A 14,577-nucleotide genomic window follows, 5' to 3' on the forward strand; every position below is an offset into this window, starting at 1 on the left:
TGCGGAGGCGTTTTGGCCCATCCAGGCGGTGACATCAATCCATGCATCAGCTTAATGAAATGAAAATGGACGGGTAACTGCGGTCTTCAGGTGCTCAGCCGCTTGTTTCGCGCCAACAGACGACCGAACGGGCCGGAATCGCCTTCTCCACCGAAGCTTCCGGGCTCGCGGGGCGCCAGAGTCCGGGAGTGGCGGGCAGCGCGCACTGGATTTCCGATTGCCCGCGATTGAAAACCACCGTCAGCCGTTCACCGGGTGGCCCCAGAACCATCATGAATCCCTGACGCTCGGGGTCTTCCCAGTGGACCGGTTGCATCGGATGGCCATCGGCAGTCAGCCAGGAAACCTGGTCGGGCTCGGCGGAGCCATCACTGTCCTTGAGGAAGCGGGTGCCGGTCAGCGGGGGAGACTGGGCCCGCAACTCGGCCCAAGCGCGGGTGTATTCCAACCGGCCCTGATTGAACTCGTCCCAATGACGCCAGGTGATCGTATTGTCCTGGGCGTAGGCGTTGTTGTTGCCGCCCTGGCTGTGGCCGAATTCATCCCCGGCGGTGAGAAGAATGGTGCCACGGCTGGCAAACAGGCTGGCGATCAGCGCGCGTGCGTCGGCTTCGCGAGCGGCAGCTATCGCCGGATCGTCGCTTGGCCCTTCCACTCCATTGTTCCAGGAATAGTTGGTGCCGTGGCCGTCACGGTTGTCCTCGCCGTTCGCCTCGTTGTGCTTGTTCTGGAAGCAGACAAGGTCGCCCAGCGGAAAGCCGTCATGCGCTGCAATGAAATTCACGCTGCGCGTCCTGTTCCGGCCGGAGTCATGGAAGATATCGGATGAGCCGGACAGCCGTGTCGCCAGGGCGCCAGTCATGCCGTGATCGCCTCGCCAGTAGCGCCGCATGTCGTCGCGGGCGCGGTCGTTCCATTCGAGCCAGGGCGGGCCAAAATTACCGAGCTGGTAGCCGCCCGGACCGATGTCCCAGGGTTCGGCGACCAGGATGCGGTCATGCAGCACCGGATCATCGGCGATGTATTGCAACAGCCGTGCATCTTTCGAGAAACCGTTGGCATCCCGTCCGAGAACCGGTGCGAGATCGAAGCGGAACCCGTCAATCCCGGCCTGGGTCACGAAGTGGCGCATGGCAGCGAGCACGAGTTCCTGAACCTCGGGCCGGTCACAGGCCAGCGTGTTGCCGCAGCCGGTGTCATTGACCAATGTTCCCGGATCATCCCGGTCGTGGCGATAATAGGTGGCGTTGCCCAGTCCGCGCAGGGAAAGGGTCGGTCCTTCCTTGTCGCTTTCACCGGTGTGGTTGAAGACGACATCGAGAATGACACCGATATCCGCAGCATGAAGCGCGTCGACCGCGTAGCGCAAGTCGGCAATGCCGCCCGGTGCGAGACGGGGATCAAGCGCCAGCATGGTGACGGGGTTATAGCCCCAGGCGTTGGTCAGTCCGAGAGGGGGGAGATGCCGCTCATCGATCCAGGCCGTGATCGGCATCAATTCAACGGCGCTGACATGAAGCTTGCGCAGGTGGTCGATGATCGCGGGATGCGCCAGCGCCCGCAGGGTGCCACGCTCCGCACGCGGCAAATCCGGATGCAGCATGGTGAAGGCGCGGACCGGCACCTCGTAGATCAGCCCCCCGGGTTCGAACCTCGGGCGGCCCGGATTGAGCGGGGGCAATGGTTCTTCGAGAACCGCCTTGGGGACAATACCAGCAGTATCTTCACCGAATGCCGCCAGACGCGGGTCGTAGACAAAGGGTCGGTCAAGCCGTACTGCATAAGGATCAACCAGCAATTTGGACCGGTCAAACCTGTGGCCGTTTTCCGGTTGCCAAGGCCCATCGGCGCGAAAGCCGTACCGGACGCCAGGCTCAAGCCCTTTCACCATGGTGGTGAAGGTGCCATCCCCGTCCTGACCAAGATCATGACGCCCTGTTTCATGACCGGACCGATCGAAAAGACAGAGCGTGACACTTGAAGCCGATGGCGCCCGCACGGTGAAGCGCGTACCCGCCGTACTCAGTTCAACGCCGGCTTTTCCCGGCAGGCCGATGTCTGTGAAGCGGGTCATCAGGTGATGACGGTGGGAGCTGTGCGGCCGGTCCGACCGGCTATGCCTGCCAGATTCTCTGCAGCTTCGATGAGCGGTGCAAGCGCAGCCTGGGTTTCCTGGTCGTGCCGTGCGGAGTCGGGTTCGTAGCGTTCCATGTAAACCCGGAGTGTTGCGCCGGAAGTGCCGGTGCCCGACAGACGGAAAACCAGACGCGAGCCACCTTCGAAGAAGATCCGAATGCCCTGATTGCGGCTCACCGAACCATCGACCGGGTCGTGATAGGTGAAGCTGTCGGCCCGTTCAACGACCATGGATCCGGTCTGCCGGCCAGCCATGGTGTCAAGTGTCTCCTCAAGGGCCGCCATCAGCTCGTTGGCCTTGTCGGTTTCGATCGCCTCGTAGTCATGACGGGAGTAGTAGGTACGGCCATATTCGGCCCAGTGATCCTCGACGATCTGCTTCACGCTCTGGCGACGTGCGGCGAGTATGTTGAGCCAGAGCAGAACCGCCCAGAGCCCGTCCTTCTCCCTGACGTGATCCGAGCCGGTGCCGGCGCTTTCCTCGCCGCAGATGGTGCAGCGCCCGGCATCGAGAAGATTGCCGAAGAACTTCCAGCCGGTGGGTGTCTCGTGCATCTCGACGCCGAGTTTTGCGGCAACGCGGTCAGCGGCACCGCTGGTCGGCATCGAACGGGCGATGCCCTTCAGTCCATCCTTGTAGCCCGGGGCGAGATGGGCATTGGCAGCCAGCATGGCAAGCGAATCCGAGGGGGTGACGAACACGCCTTTGCCGATGATCAGGTTGCGGTCGCCATCGCCATCCGATGCGGCGCCGAAATCGGGGGCATCAGGACCCATCATCAGATCATACAGCGCCTTGGCGTGAACCAGATTGGGATCGGGATGGTGGCCGCCGAAGTCCTCGAGCGGCGTGGCATTGAAGACAAGTGCCGGATCGACGCCGATCCGCCGGACGAGAATTTCGCTTGCATAGGGGCCTGTGACGGCGTGCATGGCGTCGAAAGCGACCTTGAAACCGCCTGCGACCATTGTGCGGATGGCGTCGAAGTCGAACAGGGTTTCCATCAAGTCGGCATAATCGCTGACCGGATCGACGACCTCGATGGCCATGCCGCCCGCTTCGAACGTGCCGATCAGGTCGAGATCCACATCGTCGAAATCGGCGATCATATATCGGTCGATGACCTGCGATCTGGCATGTATTTCCTCGGTGATCTTCTCCGGGGCAGGGCCGCCATTGGAGATGTTGTACTTGATGCCGAAATCCTCGGTGGGGCCGCCGGGATTGTGACTAGCCGACAGGATCAGTCCGCCAAAGGCCTTCGTCTTCCGGATCAGGTGGGAGGCGGCAGGGGTCGACAGTATGCCGCCCTGACCAACCAGAACGCGACCGAAACCATTGGCTGCGGCCATGCGGATCGCGGTCTGGATGACCTCGCGATTGTAGAACCGTCCATCCCCACCAATGACCAGCGACTTGCCCTCGAAGCCGTCGAGACTGTCGAATATCGACTGTATGAAGGCTTCGGTGTAGCCGGTTTTCTGGAACACTGGTACTTTCTTGCGGAGACCTGATGTCCCGGGTTTCTGGTCTGAAAAGGGGGAGACGGATATGGTCCGGTTCATGTGTCGCTCTTTGCATTGAGAAGTTCGGCATAAAGACTGGCGTAGCGCAGGGCGCTGCGATCCCAGGAGACGTCGGCCTTCATGCCCTGGTTCTGCAGCTGCGCCCATACCTTGGGTTCGGCAAAGGCGCGGATGGTGCGGCGCAGGGCCTCGCGCAGGGCATCGGGTGTAATTGGCGAAAATTGAAAGCCGGTTGCCACCTCGGCCGCGCTCGCGGCCTCGTTGGCGTCGATGATCGTGTCAGCAAGGCCACCGGTGCGCGCAACCACCGGGACATTACCGTAACGCAGTCCGTAGAGTTGGGTCAGGCCGCAGGGTTCAAACCGCGACGGGACAAGAATCACATCGCCGCCGGCCTGCATGAGATGCGACAGCGGTTCGTTGTAGCCAATGACGAGCCCTATGTCGCCTGGATGCCGTTCTGCCGCTGCCTGTAAGGCGGTTTCCAGAGCCTTGTCGCCGGATCCAAGCACCGCCAACCTGCCGCCCATTGCGACGATGTCGTCGGCGAGTTCGGTGAGCACGTCGATGCCCTTTTGCCAGGTCAGCCGGCTGACAACGGTGAAGACCGGTTTGTTGGTATCCCCGAACCCGAAATAGTCGGCGAGAGCCTTTCGGTTGGCCTGGCGCTTCTTCGGTTTGGCGAGGCTGTAGTTTGCCGCGATCATCGTATCCGTCGCGGGGTCCCAGACCTCGGCATCAATACCGTTGACGATGCCGTGCAAATTATCGGCGCGGGCGTTGATAAGGCCATCCAGCCCCATGCCGAATTCCGGCGTGCGGATTTCCTGGGCATAGGTCGGGCTGACCGTGGTGATGGCGGTGGCCATCTGCAGGCCGCCCTTGAGGAAACTGACATCGCCGTAATACTCGACCCCATCCATCGAAAACACCGATTGCGGCAGATCGAGCTCGGGGAAAATATCCGGTCCAAACTGTCCCTGAAACGCAATGTTGTGAATGGTCATCACCGTCGGGGTATGTGCTGCCTTGCCCTGTCTCATGTAGACAGGGGTGAGGCCTGCCTGCCAGTCATGCGCATGAACGATGTCGGGCGTCCAGTCCGCCAGTGCGCCCTCGGCGATGTTGGCGGCCGCGCGGCAGAGTGCGGCAAAGCGCAGCCAGTTGTCGGGATGATCGGCATTGGCGGCGTCGGTGTAGGGACCACCTTCTCGGTCAAACAGATCGGGCGCGTCCAGAACGAGATACTCCACGCCGTCAATCGTGCTTGTAAGTATGGTTGCGCTCACACCCAGGAGATCCTCGAAGCGGACCAGCGCCACCGGATCGCGAAGTTTGCCCATGACCTGCTGATAGCCCGGAAGCAGAACCTGCATGTCGACACCATGGGCCGACAGGGCCGCGGGCAGGGCACCTGCGACATCGGCCAGACCGCCGGTCTTGATCAGTGGGTAGACTTCAGAGGCGACAGAAAGAACCCTCATTCGTAGATCAACCCCGCCTGATCGAGCATGTCCTGGGTGATCAGGCAGATGCCTGACGCGGTTCGCCGGAACCGGCTTGCATCGAGTTCGGGGTCTTCACCAACCACCAGTCCGGCCGGAATCTTGACGCCCCGGTCGATCACCACCTTGGACAGGTTGGCGTGACGGCCGATCACGCATTCGGGCAGCACGACGGCCTCGTTCAGCCTGGAATAGGACCGGCACAGAACGCCCGAGAACAGCAGCGATCGATGCAGTTCGGAACCCGAGATGATGCAGTCTCCCGATACCAGCGAGGACAAGGCCATGCCGCGCCGGCCCTCTTCATTGTGGACGAACTTTGCCGGCGGCCTGATCTCGGCATAGGTCCAGATCGGCCATGAGCGGTCGTAAAGGTCGAGTTCTGGCAAGATGTCGGTGAGATCGATATTGGCCTGCCAATAGGCGTCTACCGTTCCCACATCGCGCCAATAGGCTTCCTTCTCGGGCGTCTCGCGAACGCAGGAGTCCGCAAACCGGTGCGCCACGGCTTTGCCGTTTTCGACGATATAGGGGATGATGTCCTTGCCGAAATCACGGCTTGAACCGGGAGCCTCCGCGTCGCGTCGCAACTCGTCCATCAGGAAGTCCGTGTTGAAGACGTAGATCCCCATTGACGCCAGGGCCATGTCGGGCTTGTCCGGCATGGCTGGAGGGTCAGCGGGCTTTTCAACGAAGTCTATGATCTCGTCCTTGTCGTTGATGTGCATGACACCGAAACCTGTGGCTTCCATGCGCGGCACCTCAAGGCAGCCGACGGTGACATCGGCGCCTGAATTGACGTGCTGCTGCAACATCAACTCGTAGTCCATCTTGTAGATGTGATCACCGGCCAGAATGACCATGAACTCGGGACCGTAGTCCTCGATGATATCGATGTTCTGGAACACCGCATCGGCGGTGCCGGCGTACCATTGGGTCTCCGAAACACGCTGGCTGGCCGGCAGAATGTCAAAACTCTCGTTTCGTTCCGGTCTCAGAAAGTTCCAACCGCGCTGCAGGTGCCGGATCAGCGAATGGGCCTTGTACTGGGTGGCAACGCCGATGCGCCTGATCCCCGAATTCAAGGCATTGGAGAGGGCAAAGTCGATGATGCGTGTCTTGCCGCCAAAATAGACTGCAGGCTTGGCACGGCGATCGGTGAGTTCCATCAGGCGGCTGCCGCGACCACCGGCCAGGACATAGGCCATGGCATCACGTGCCAGCGGCTGAACCCGTTTCTGCTCCATAGTAACCTCCCCTTTTGATCCCGGCCCGGTTCAGCCGGGCTTGAACATGATTGTCGCCAGCGGCGGCAGTGTCAGCTCGGCAATGTGACGGCCACCCTCAAGCCGTGTCATGACCTCACCAAGATTGCCCTTCCCGGAGCCTCCGTAAATGGTGGAGTCCGAATTGAAAATCTCAAGCCAGACGCCATCCTGCGGCAATGGTATCTGATAACCGGTCAGCACATTGGGCGTGAAATTCGATATGATGACGACCGGTTTCTCGCCGGGTGAACGCCGGATCCAGGCGAAGACCGAATTTGCATGGTCGTCGGCGATGAGCCACTCGAACCCTTCCGGCTCGCAATCACGCGCATGCAAGGCAGGTGTCTTTGCATAGAGCCGGTTGAGGTCACGCACCAGGTCCTGCATGCCGTGATGGCGCGGATCATCGAGATGGTCCCAGTCAAGAGACCGCGCCTCGCTCCATTCGCCGCGCTGGGCGAATTCCTGGCCCATGAACAACAGCTTCTTGCCAGGATAACCCCACATGAAGCCGTAATAGGCTCTCAGTGAAGCAAATTTCTGCCACTCGTCACCGGCCATCTTGTTGAGCATCGAGCCCTTGCCGTGAACCACCTCATCGTGGGAAATCGGCAGAACGAAATTTTCCGAGAACGCGTAAAGCAGGCCGAAGGTCATGTCGCCATGGTGGTGTTTGCGGTAGATCGGGTCGCGCTGCATGTAGGACAGGGTGTCATGCATGAACCCCATGTTCCACTTGAAGCCGAAGCCGAGTCCGCCCTCGTACACCGGGGCGGAGACCCTTGGCCAGGACGTGGATTCCTCGGCAATGGTGACGATACCGGGATGGCTGCCATAGACAGCCTTGTTCATGCTCTTGAGGAACTCGACCGCGTCGAGGTTTTCCCGTCCGCCATCCTTGTTGGGAATCCACTCGCCTTCCTTGCGCGAGTAATCGAGGTAGAGCATCGAGGCGACGGCATCCACCCGGAGGCCATCGACATGATAGGTCTCGGCCCAGAACAGCGCGTTGTTGACGAGGAACGAGGACACTTCCCGGCGGCCGAAATTGTAGATCGCCGTGTTCCAGTCGGGGTGAAAACCCTGGCGCGGATCGGCGTGTTCATACAATGCGGTCCCGTCAAAACGCGAAAGCCCGTGTTCGTCGGTCGGAAAATGCGCAGGCACCCAGTCGAGAATGACGCCGATACCGACCTGGTGAGCGCCGTCGACAAAGCGGGCAAAACCTTCGGGTTCGCCGAACCTTGCCGAGGGGGCGTAGAGCCCCGTGGTCTGGTAGCCCCAGGAGGGGTCATAAGGGTGTTCGGAAACCGGCAGGAACTCGATGTGGGTGAAGCCCATTTCGACGCAGTAGGGGATCAGTTCGTCGGCCAATTGGTCCCATGACAGGAACGAGCCATCGGGTTGTCTGCGCCAGGAACCCGGATGCACCTCGTAGACTGAAATCGGCTGGCGGCGCGCGTCGACCTGGGCCCAGTGGGCGCGGTGGGCGCTGTCACCCCAGTCATGGTCGAGATTGGACGCCACGATCGAGGCTGTCGCCGGTCTGAGTTCGGCGCGGCGGGCATAGGGATCGGCCTTGAGCGGCAGTCTTTCGCCGTTCGGACCTATGATCTCATATTTGTAGGCGGCACCGGGCTTCACGCCGGGGGCAAAGATCTCCCAGATCCCGACATCGGCCCGCAGGCGCATGACATGGCGGCGCCCATCCCAGTCGTTGAAATCGCCGACGACCGAAACCCGGCGCGCATTGGGCGCCCAGACGGCAAAATGCACGCCATTCGTGCCTTCGTGGCTGATGGGATGGGCCCCCATCTTGTCGAACAGGCGCAGATGCGAGCCTTCGGCGATGAAGTAGTCATCCATCGGGCCCAGCACGGGCCCGTAGGAATAGGGGTCGTCGACTTCCCAGGAGCCGGTCGAATTGGTTGCGGCATAGCGCAAGGGCTGGCGCATCGTGATTGAGAGGCGGCCCTCGAACAGACCGCTGACTGCGCCTGGCTGGAGCTGGCCGACATGTGCTCCATCAAGCGTCAGTGCCTGAACATCCTTGGCGCCGGGGATGAAGGCGCGGGCGAGAAATCCCTCAGGGATTTCCTGGACGCCGAGAATGGAAAAAGGGTTTCCATGCGTTCCGGAAGCGATTGCTTCTGCTTCTTCCGCCGACAGGTGAGGCACCTTGTGATCGGCGTCTGGCACGGTTCCCTTTTGGGTCATGGGCCGGCTTTCCAAATTTCCTTTGCATACTGGCGGATGGTGCGGTCCGAAGAGAACCATCCCACACGCGCGGTATTGAGGATAGTACGGCGATACCAGGCCTCCTCGTCAACCCACAAACTGTCGACCTGGCGCTGCGCCTGGGCATAGGCGTCAAAATCGGCAGCGACCATGAACCAGTCATGATCGTACAGTCCGGCAATCAGATCGCCATAGCGGTTGCGGTCATCGGGGCTGAAGACACCCGAGGCGATGGCGGTGAGCGCCTGTGACAGTTCCGGCGAGCTTTCAATGATGCCTCGTGGGTCGTGGCCGGTTGCGCGGCGCTCGGCGACTTCGGCCGCGGTGAGGCCAAAGATGATGATGTTGTCGTCACCAACACATTCCTTGATCTCGACATTTGCGCCATCAAGCGTGCCAATTGTCAGCGCGCCGTTGAGCGCAAACTTCATGTTGCCGGTTCCCGACGCTTCCATGCCGGCGGTTGATATCTGCTCGGAGAGGTCAGCGGCCGGCACCATGATTTCAGCCAGCGAGACGTTGTAATTGGGAATAAACGCGATCTTCAGCAGGCCACGCACAGATGGATCATTGTTGATGACCCGGGCAATATCATTGGCCAGCTTGATGATCAGCTTGGCGTTGTGATAACTCGGTGCCGCCTTGCCGGCGAAGAATTTCACCCTTGGCGTCCAGTCGAGTTCGGGGTGCGAACGTATCTGGTCGTACAGCGCCACTGCCTCGATGATATTGAGCAATTGCCGCTTGTATTCGTGAATCCGCTTGATCTGGATGTCGAACAGGGCCGAGGGATCAACCCTGATGCCCATGCGGCGGGCCACCAGATTTGACAGCTTGATCTTGTTTTCGCGTTTGACGGCGGCGAACCGGGTTCGGAATTCGGTATCGTCGGCAAATTTGCCGAGAGCCGACAACGCCTCCGCGTCATCCATGAAGTCGTCGCCGATCGCTTCCCGGATCAATTTGAACAGCTCTGGATTGCATTGCATCAACCAGCGGCGCGGGGTGATGCCATTGGTCTTGTTGTTGATCCGGTCCGGGTAGAGGCCGTGCAGGTCGGAAAACACGGTCTGCTTCATCAGGTCGGTGTGGAGCGCCGAGACACCGTTGATCGAGTGGGAGCCGATGAAGGCAAGATTGCCCATGCGGACGCGGCGCTCGCCACCTTCGTCGATCAGCGAAACCGAACGGATCTGGCCCTCGTCATAGCCACGTTCCTTGCGGGCCTGGCGCAGGACCTTGGCGTTGATCGCATAGACCAACTGCATGTGGCGCGGCAGAAGCCGCTCGAACAATGGCACCGGCCAGCTTTCCAGCGCTTCAGGCAGAAGCGTGTGGTTGGTGTAGCTGAAGGTCTTGCGGGTGATGTCCCAGGCCGGATCGAACTCCATGCGATGCACGTCGATCAACAGCCGCATCAGCTCTGCCACCGACACCGCAGGGTGGGTGTCGTTGAGCTGGATAGCCACCTTGTCGGGCAAGGTGCGCAGATCGCCATACTGCTGCAGATGACGGCGCAGGATGTCCTGCAGCGAGGCGGAGGAGAAAAAGTACTCCTGGCGCAGGCGCAGTTCCTGGCCGGCAGGAGTCTGGTCGGCGGGATAGAGCACGCGGGCAAGAGCCTCCGCCTTGTTGCTTTCGCGAAGCGCGCCGATGTGGTCGCCGGCATTGAAGGCATCAAGCAGGATCGGATCGATCGGTTGGGCCGTCCAGAGCCGGAGCGTGTTGACCCGTTTGGCGCGCCATCCGACCACGGGCGTGTCATAGGCCACGGCAATCATCCGCTCCTGCGGCTTCCAGATACAGCGCTGGGTTTCGTCCGAACCGTTGCCGATGGTGTCTACCGATCCGCCAAAGCCGATTTCGTAGGCGCTTTCGCGGCGGGGGAACTCCCAGGGGTTTCCATGACTGAGCCAGGTTTCAGGCAGTTCAACCTGCCAGCCGTCGCTCATCTGCTGCTTGAACAGGCCGTGGACGTAACGGATGCCGTAACCATAGGCAGGAATATCGACTGTCGCCATCGATTCCATGAAGCAGGCCGCAAGGCGGCCAAGCCCGCCATTGCCCAGCGCCGCGTCCGGCTCCAGCGCCGCAACCGCATCGAAATCGACGCCGAGCGATTGCAGGGCCTCGCGAACCTCGTCGAGCATCTCGAGATTGGACACGGCATCGCGTGTCAGCCGTCCGATCAGGAATTCGAGCGACAGGTAGTAGACCCGCTTGGAGCCGTCCTCGTAAGTCTTGCGGGTGGATGCCATCCAGCGATCGATGACACGGTCGCGGATCACCAGAATGGTGGCGGTCATCCAGTCATGCGGCTTGGCGACCTTGGCGTCCTTGCCTATCGAATAGGTCAGACGTTCGATGATGTCGGCAGCGAGTGTGGCGGAGTCACCGGAACGCGGTGCGGGAGCAGGAAGATCGGCAATGGCGGATTTGGATATCATCGGATGTCCCATTCAGCTTGGGCGTTGGACGCCGCATGATTCCTCCCAGTGGAGGGCATCATGAGGGTACTTGGCGCTCCAAGCAATGAATGATTTCGGCGTGAATATCCAGAATTTAAATCCATTAGATCGTCGATTTGCAGGAGATAACCCTCGTTCAGGCCCGGACAATCAATCCTTTCGGAGCCCTGCCAGCCCTCAATCGTGACGGGGCAACACCAGGTCTTCCGACAGTGGCAGCCGTTCCTGTCTCAATCGACGGTCAAGTGACCCGAGGCTATGCGCTTTTGCAGATGACGATCGACTGCCGCGCGGTCGGCGCAAAAATGCAGACGGCCGTCGCACCTGTCGCGAAGCGCCGCGAGGTCAGCGAACATAGGCGATGTTGCCAGTCCTACCGACTCAAGGAGGGACACGCCGAGATAGCCGATGTCGAGGCTGGCGAACTCGAATGGCTTCATGTCGACCTCCGCGCCCATCGGATGGATGGTGAAATAGGTCCGATAGGCCGATGATGTCAGCTTGTCGACGGCGAAGTCCGGATAGAGATGATTGACCAGCTCACGCGTTGCAAAGGACTGGTGGTCACCGAACTCCAGAACGATGGAAGGGTGATTGGCGCTTTCCGCTTTGGCCTGGGCCAGATACCAGTCGAAATCTCTCTGGGATTGCGCAACCCTGCGGACATATTCGTCCAGTTCGGAATTGCCGCTTTGTGCAAAAGCATCTTGTTCGCTATCCGCCAGATGATTGCCATAGGGCGAATGGGCGAACATGGTTTGAACCTGCAGAAACAGGGGTCTGCCATCTGTTCTGCGATGGTCTTCGATGAAGGTGCGGGCGGCTTCGAAGTAAAACCGGTCGGGATGGGCATATTCACTGGCGCCGATGCGATCGTAGTCAAGGACTTCGTCGAAACCGATTGATTCGAGAAACGGTCCCTCGTTGACGAACCCATGATCCATGGGCATCAGCACCGCGGTTCGATAGCCGCAGCGGGACAGTTCTGTCGCCAGTGACTGCTGAACCTTGCCCTCCAAGGCCGTGGTCAGGTAAGGAGCCCGCCAACCGAAATCGAGGCTGGAAAGGCCGGTCATCAGCGAGAAATTGGAAATCCAGGTGCCGCCGCCGAAGGTTTCGACACGAAGCTCGCGTCGCTTACCGTCCGCGGATCTGAACCGCCCTCCGAATTGCTCTGCGAGGCCATGCTGATTAAACTGGCCGAGATCGGTCTGGCTTTCACTGAGCACGATGAAGATGTCCGGCCTCGGTCCTGCCATGTCGCACGGACCGGCGGCGGCGAAAGGCTTGACATCGGGCATGCCAGCGAAGCGGTCGGCAAAGCCTCTGCCGATTGCCGCATCCCGCAGATCGAGAAATGATACGAAGAACGCAGAGGCATTGAAGCCGCCGAGATAATGAAAATATCGGGGCTCATCGGCCTTGAGTGGGTAGCTGACCGGAATCAGCAAAAAGGTTGCGGCCACCAGCGCGCTTCGCTTGATGGCGGAGAGTTCGCGCTTTCCATCCCAGGCAAAAACGAGGCAGAGCGCGATTGCACAGCTGATCAGCAGGACTGCGACCGGAGCGATGTAGATAGCGAAACCGTCAATCAGAAAGGCAAAGGCCTTGGTGTCCGTTCCGGTAAACACGAAATCGTAGACATGGAGATCAAATCCCTTTGTTCTGTATTTCATTACGGAAATGACGGAGATCAGCGCCGTCGCCGCGAGCGCTGCATAAATTGAGAAGTAGAGGCGGCAGCTGACCAGGAACAGCACCGCAGCAATGCCGAGGACCGAAAGCATGACGAACGGCATGTGTTCCACCGCCCGTTCGAGCGCGTAGAGAAACGTGGCGCAAAGCAGAATGGCTGCGACGGCAGTCAGCGGGTGCAGGACAAATGCCTGCAGCCGTTGTAACAGCCTGTCGCTGATTATCCGCGCCATGTAGTCTTCTCCGGTCAATACTCCCGGAGAGAAAGCGCATTCATTCCCCCAATAGGCAAATGCAATGATCGGTTAACCTTAACGGGGTGGCCTCGGTTTCGGCAGCTGTCGCTTCGCTTAAGCCGCCCGCCGTATCAGAAGCCCGCACCTGGCGCGATGCTTGCGATGTTTTTAAGCGAGGCTGTGAGGTTTTGCTTTCCGCCCTTGTAGCCGAAGACATAGTTGGCAGTGCCCGAGAGCGAGAACAGCGGTGCGTAGCTGCGCTTTGCGGTGTCGGTCTCGACGGCATTGGTCATGTTGTCGAGGATGAGGGTGCGGTCTTCCAGGGTGACGGAGAGCACGGCGTGGAACAGGCGGCGGCTTGTGTCCTTGACGACGACGATCTCCATGGCGTTCACCGGCACGCCGAGCCTTGCGAGTACCGCCATCTTGAGGATGGCGTAGTCCTCGCAGTCGCCGCTTGCGCGGCCGAGCGTCTCGTTGGGTGTCGACCACTGGTCGAGGCGGCCGTGGGTTTCCTCGTCGGTGCGGTAGGTGACGAGGGTGTTGACGGAAGCCGAGACGTGGCGGAGCTGGGCGGTGATGTCGGCACCGCCGAGATCGAGGCGGTCGGCGAGGTCAGCGCAGCTGTTGATGCAGATGGCGGAGGCGCCGGTGCTTGCCGCCTTGCGGATCAGGCCCGAGATGCGGGCGCCGCTGCCGATCTTGCCGAAGCGGATGCGGTGGGCGCCGAACAGCGGCCGGTCCTGGCGGATGGTGCGGCTGACGGCCTGGCTTGTGGCCTGATAACTGGTGGCCTGATAACTGGTGTCCTGCCTGGCGGCCCGGGTTGCGGCCCGGGTTGCGGGGCGGGGCGCGGGGACGGGGATCGAGGCGGTGGTGATCCGGTCGCGGGGTGCGAGAGCTGCAAGACCTGCCGACAGGGTAAGAGCGGGCAGGGCATAGGCTGAACGGGTTGTGTCGACGAAGGCAAGCGGCGCGAGCCCGGCCGCGGTCAGGTGAAGAGTGGATGCGCGCAGGGCGGGAACGGGCCATTGCGGAGCGGGGACCCCGGTCTCGGCCAGAAGGGCTGGCGTGGTGGCGGGGGATGAGACCTGGAGTTGTGCCTCGGGTTCGGCGAAGACATTGGCCTGTGCTGCGGTGGCGCAGAACAAAGAGAATGCAATTGCAGTATTTCTGAGAGTTGCTGTCTCTTTTGCAAAGCTATACATCTTTTTGGCCTTCCCCGTTTGTTGGGAAAAGACTACTCGAATAAACATAAGATCTTAGAAACAAACAGAACTAACGAAACCGGTGTTGTTTCGATAAAAATTGATCGAAACCATTCTTGTTCAAGCGCAGGTGAGTTGCGTGCAAGACGGCATATTTTGCGAATCTGCTAAAGTAATGGTTGCTAAAAGCATATCAAATTATGCTTCAAATTGACCAAACCGTTAACAGAGAGATTTTTGCATATATTGATATGTAGTGAAGATGTGAAAGAAATTGTTTGTGAAATACTAACTGG

General features: G+C 60.1%; 8 protein-coding genes. All 8 read right to left on the bottom strand.

Annotated elements, in window-relative coordinates; translation table 11 throughout:
* Window positions 1-94 precede the first annotated feature (94 nt).
* The 8 genes from glgX to GTW23_RS01085 all read right to left on the bottom strand — a co-directional run bounded on the left by glgX (window position 95) and on the right by GTW23_RS01085 (window position 14,281).
* Window positions 95-2,074 carry a glycogen debranching protein GlgX gene (glgX, locus tag GTW23_RS01050; protein WP_252914297.1) on the bottom strand — a complete coding sequence of 660 codons (1,980 nt, stop codon included), beginning with the start codon at window positions 2,072-2,074 and terminating at the stop codon, window positions 95-97.
* Window positions 2,074-3,702: an alpha-D-glucose phosphate-specific phosphoglucomutase gene (locus tag GTW23_RS01055; RefSeq protein WP_252914298.1), complete on the bottom strand. Its 1,629-nt coding sequence runs from the start codon at window positions 3,700-3,702 to the stop codon at window positions 2,074-2,076. Before GTW23_RS01055 ends, glgX begins: the two co-directional genes overlap by 1 nt.
* Window positions 3,699-5,147: a glycogen synthase GlgA gene (gene glgA, locus GTW23_RS01060; protein ID WP_252914299.1), complete on the bottom strand. Its 1,449-nt coding sequence runs from the start codon at window positions 5,145-5,147 to the stop codon at window positions 3,699-3,701. Before glgA ends, GTW23_RS01055 begins: the two co-directional genes overlap by 4 nt.
* Window positions 5,144-6,415 carry a glucose-1-phosphate adenylyltransferase gene (gene glgC, locus GTW23_RS01065; protein WP_152010352.1) on the bottom strand — a complete coding sequence of 424 codons (1,272 nt, stop codon included), beginning with the start codon at window positions 6,413-6,415 and terminating at the stop codon, window positions 5,144-5,146. Before glgC ends, glgA begins: the two co-directional genes overlap by 4 nt.
* A gap of 30 nt (window positions 6,416-6,445) precedes the next feature.
* The gene (gene glgB, locus GTW23_RS01070) at window positions 6,446-8,653 is read right to left on the bottom strand and encodes a 1,4-alpha-glucan branching protein GlgB (protein ID WP_252914300.1); all 2,208 of its coding nucleotides are present in this window, start codon (window positions 8,651-8,653) and stop codon (window positions 6,446-6,448) included.
* Window positions 8,650-11,121, bottom strand: coding sequence for a glycogen/starch/alpha-glucan phosphorylase (locus GTW23_RS01075; protein ID WP_382265673.1), 2,472 nt, complete (start codon window positions 11,119-11,121; stop codon window positions 8,650-8,652). The genes glgB and GTW23_RS01075 overlap by 4 nt, the downstream gene beginning before the upstream one ends.
* A 251-nt stretch (window positions 11,122-11,372) precedes the next feature.
* Window positions 11,373-13,070, bottom strand: coding sequence for a sulfatase-like hydrolase/transferase (locus GTW23_RS01080; protein WP_252914301.1), 1,698 nt, complete (start codon window positions 13,068-13,070; stop codon window positions 11,373-11,375).
* Between the two features lie 134 nt (window positions 13,071-13,204).
* Window positions 13,205-14,281 (bottom strand): transglutaminase-like cysteine peptidase, encoded by a 1,077-nt coding sequence (locus tag GTW23_RS01085; protein ID WP_252914302.1) that lies wholly within the window; start codon window positions 14,279-14,281, stop codon window positions 13,205-13,207.
* Between the last annotated feature and the right edge of the window lie 296 nt (window positions 14,282-14,577).

Origin of the sequence: Parahoeflea alexandrii, from assembly GCF_024105735.1 — a bacterium.
GTDB classification, from domain to species: Bacteria; Pseudomonadota; Alphaproteobacteria; order Rhizobiales; family Rhizobiaceae; genus Hoeflea; species Hoeflea alexandrii.

Coding starts and splice junctions, on each gene's coding strand:
- glgC (WP_152010352.1), bottom strand. CDS start 6,415: ATGGAGCAGAAACGGGTTCAGCCGCTGGCACGTGATGCCATGGCCTAT.
- GTW23_RS01055 (WP_252914298.1), bottom strand. CDS start 3,702: ATGAACCGGACCATATCCGTCTCCCCCTTTTCAGACCAGAAACCCGGG.
- GTW23_RS01080 (WP_252914301.1), bottom strand. CDS start 13,070: ATGGCGCGGATAATCAGCGACAGGCTGTTACAACGGCTGCAGGCATTT.
- GTW23_RS01085 (WP_252914302.1), bottom strand. CDS start 14,281: ATGTATAGCTTTGCAAAAGAGACAGCAACTCTCAGAAATACTGCAATT.
- glgB (WP_252914300.1), bottom strand. CDS start 8,653: ATGACCCAAAAGGGAACCGTGCCAGACGCCGATCACAAGGTGCCTCAC.
- glgX (WP_252914297.1), bottom strand. CDS start 2,074: ATGACCCGCTTCACAGACATCGGCCTGCCGGGAAAAGCCGGCGTTGAA.
- GTW23_RS01075 (WP_382265673.1), bottom strand. CDS start 11,121: ATGATATCCAAATCCGCCATTGCCGATCTTCCTGCTCCCGCACCGCGT.
- glgA (WP_252914299.1), bottom strand. CDS start 5,147: ATGAGGGTTCTTTCTGTCGCCTCTGAAGTCTACCCACTGATCAAGACC.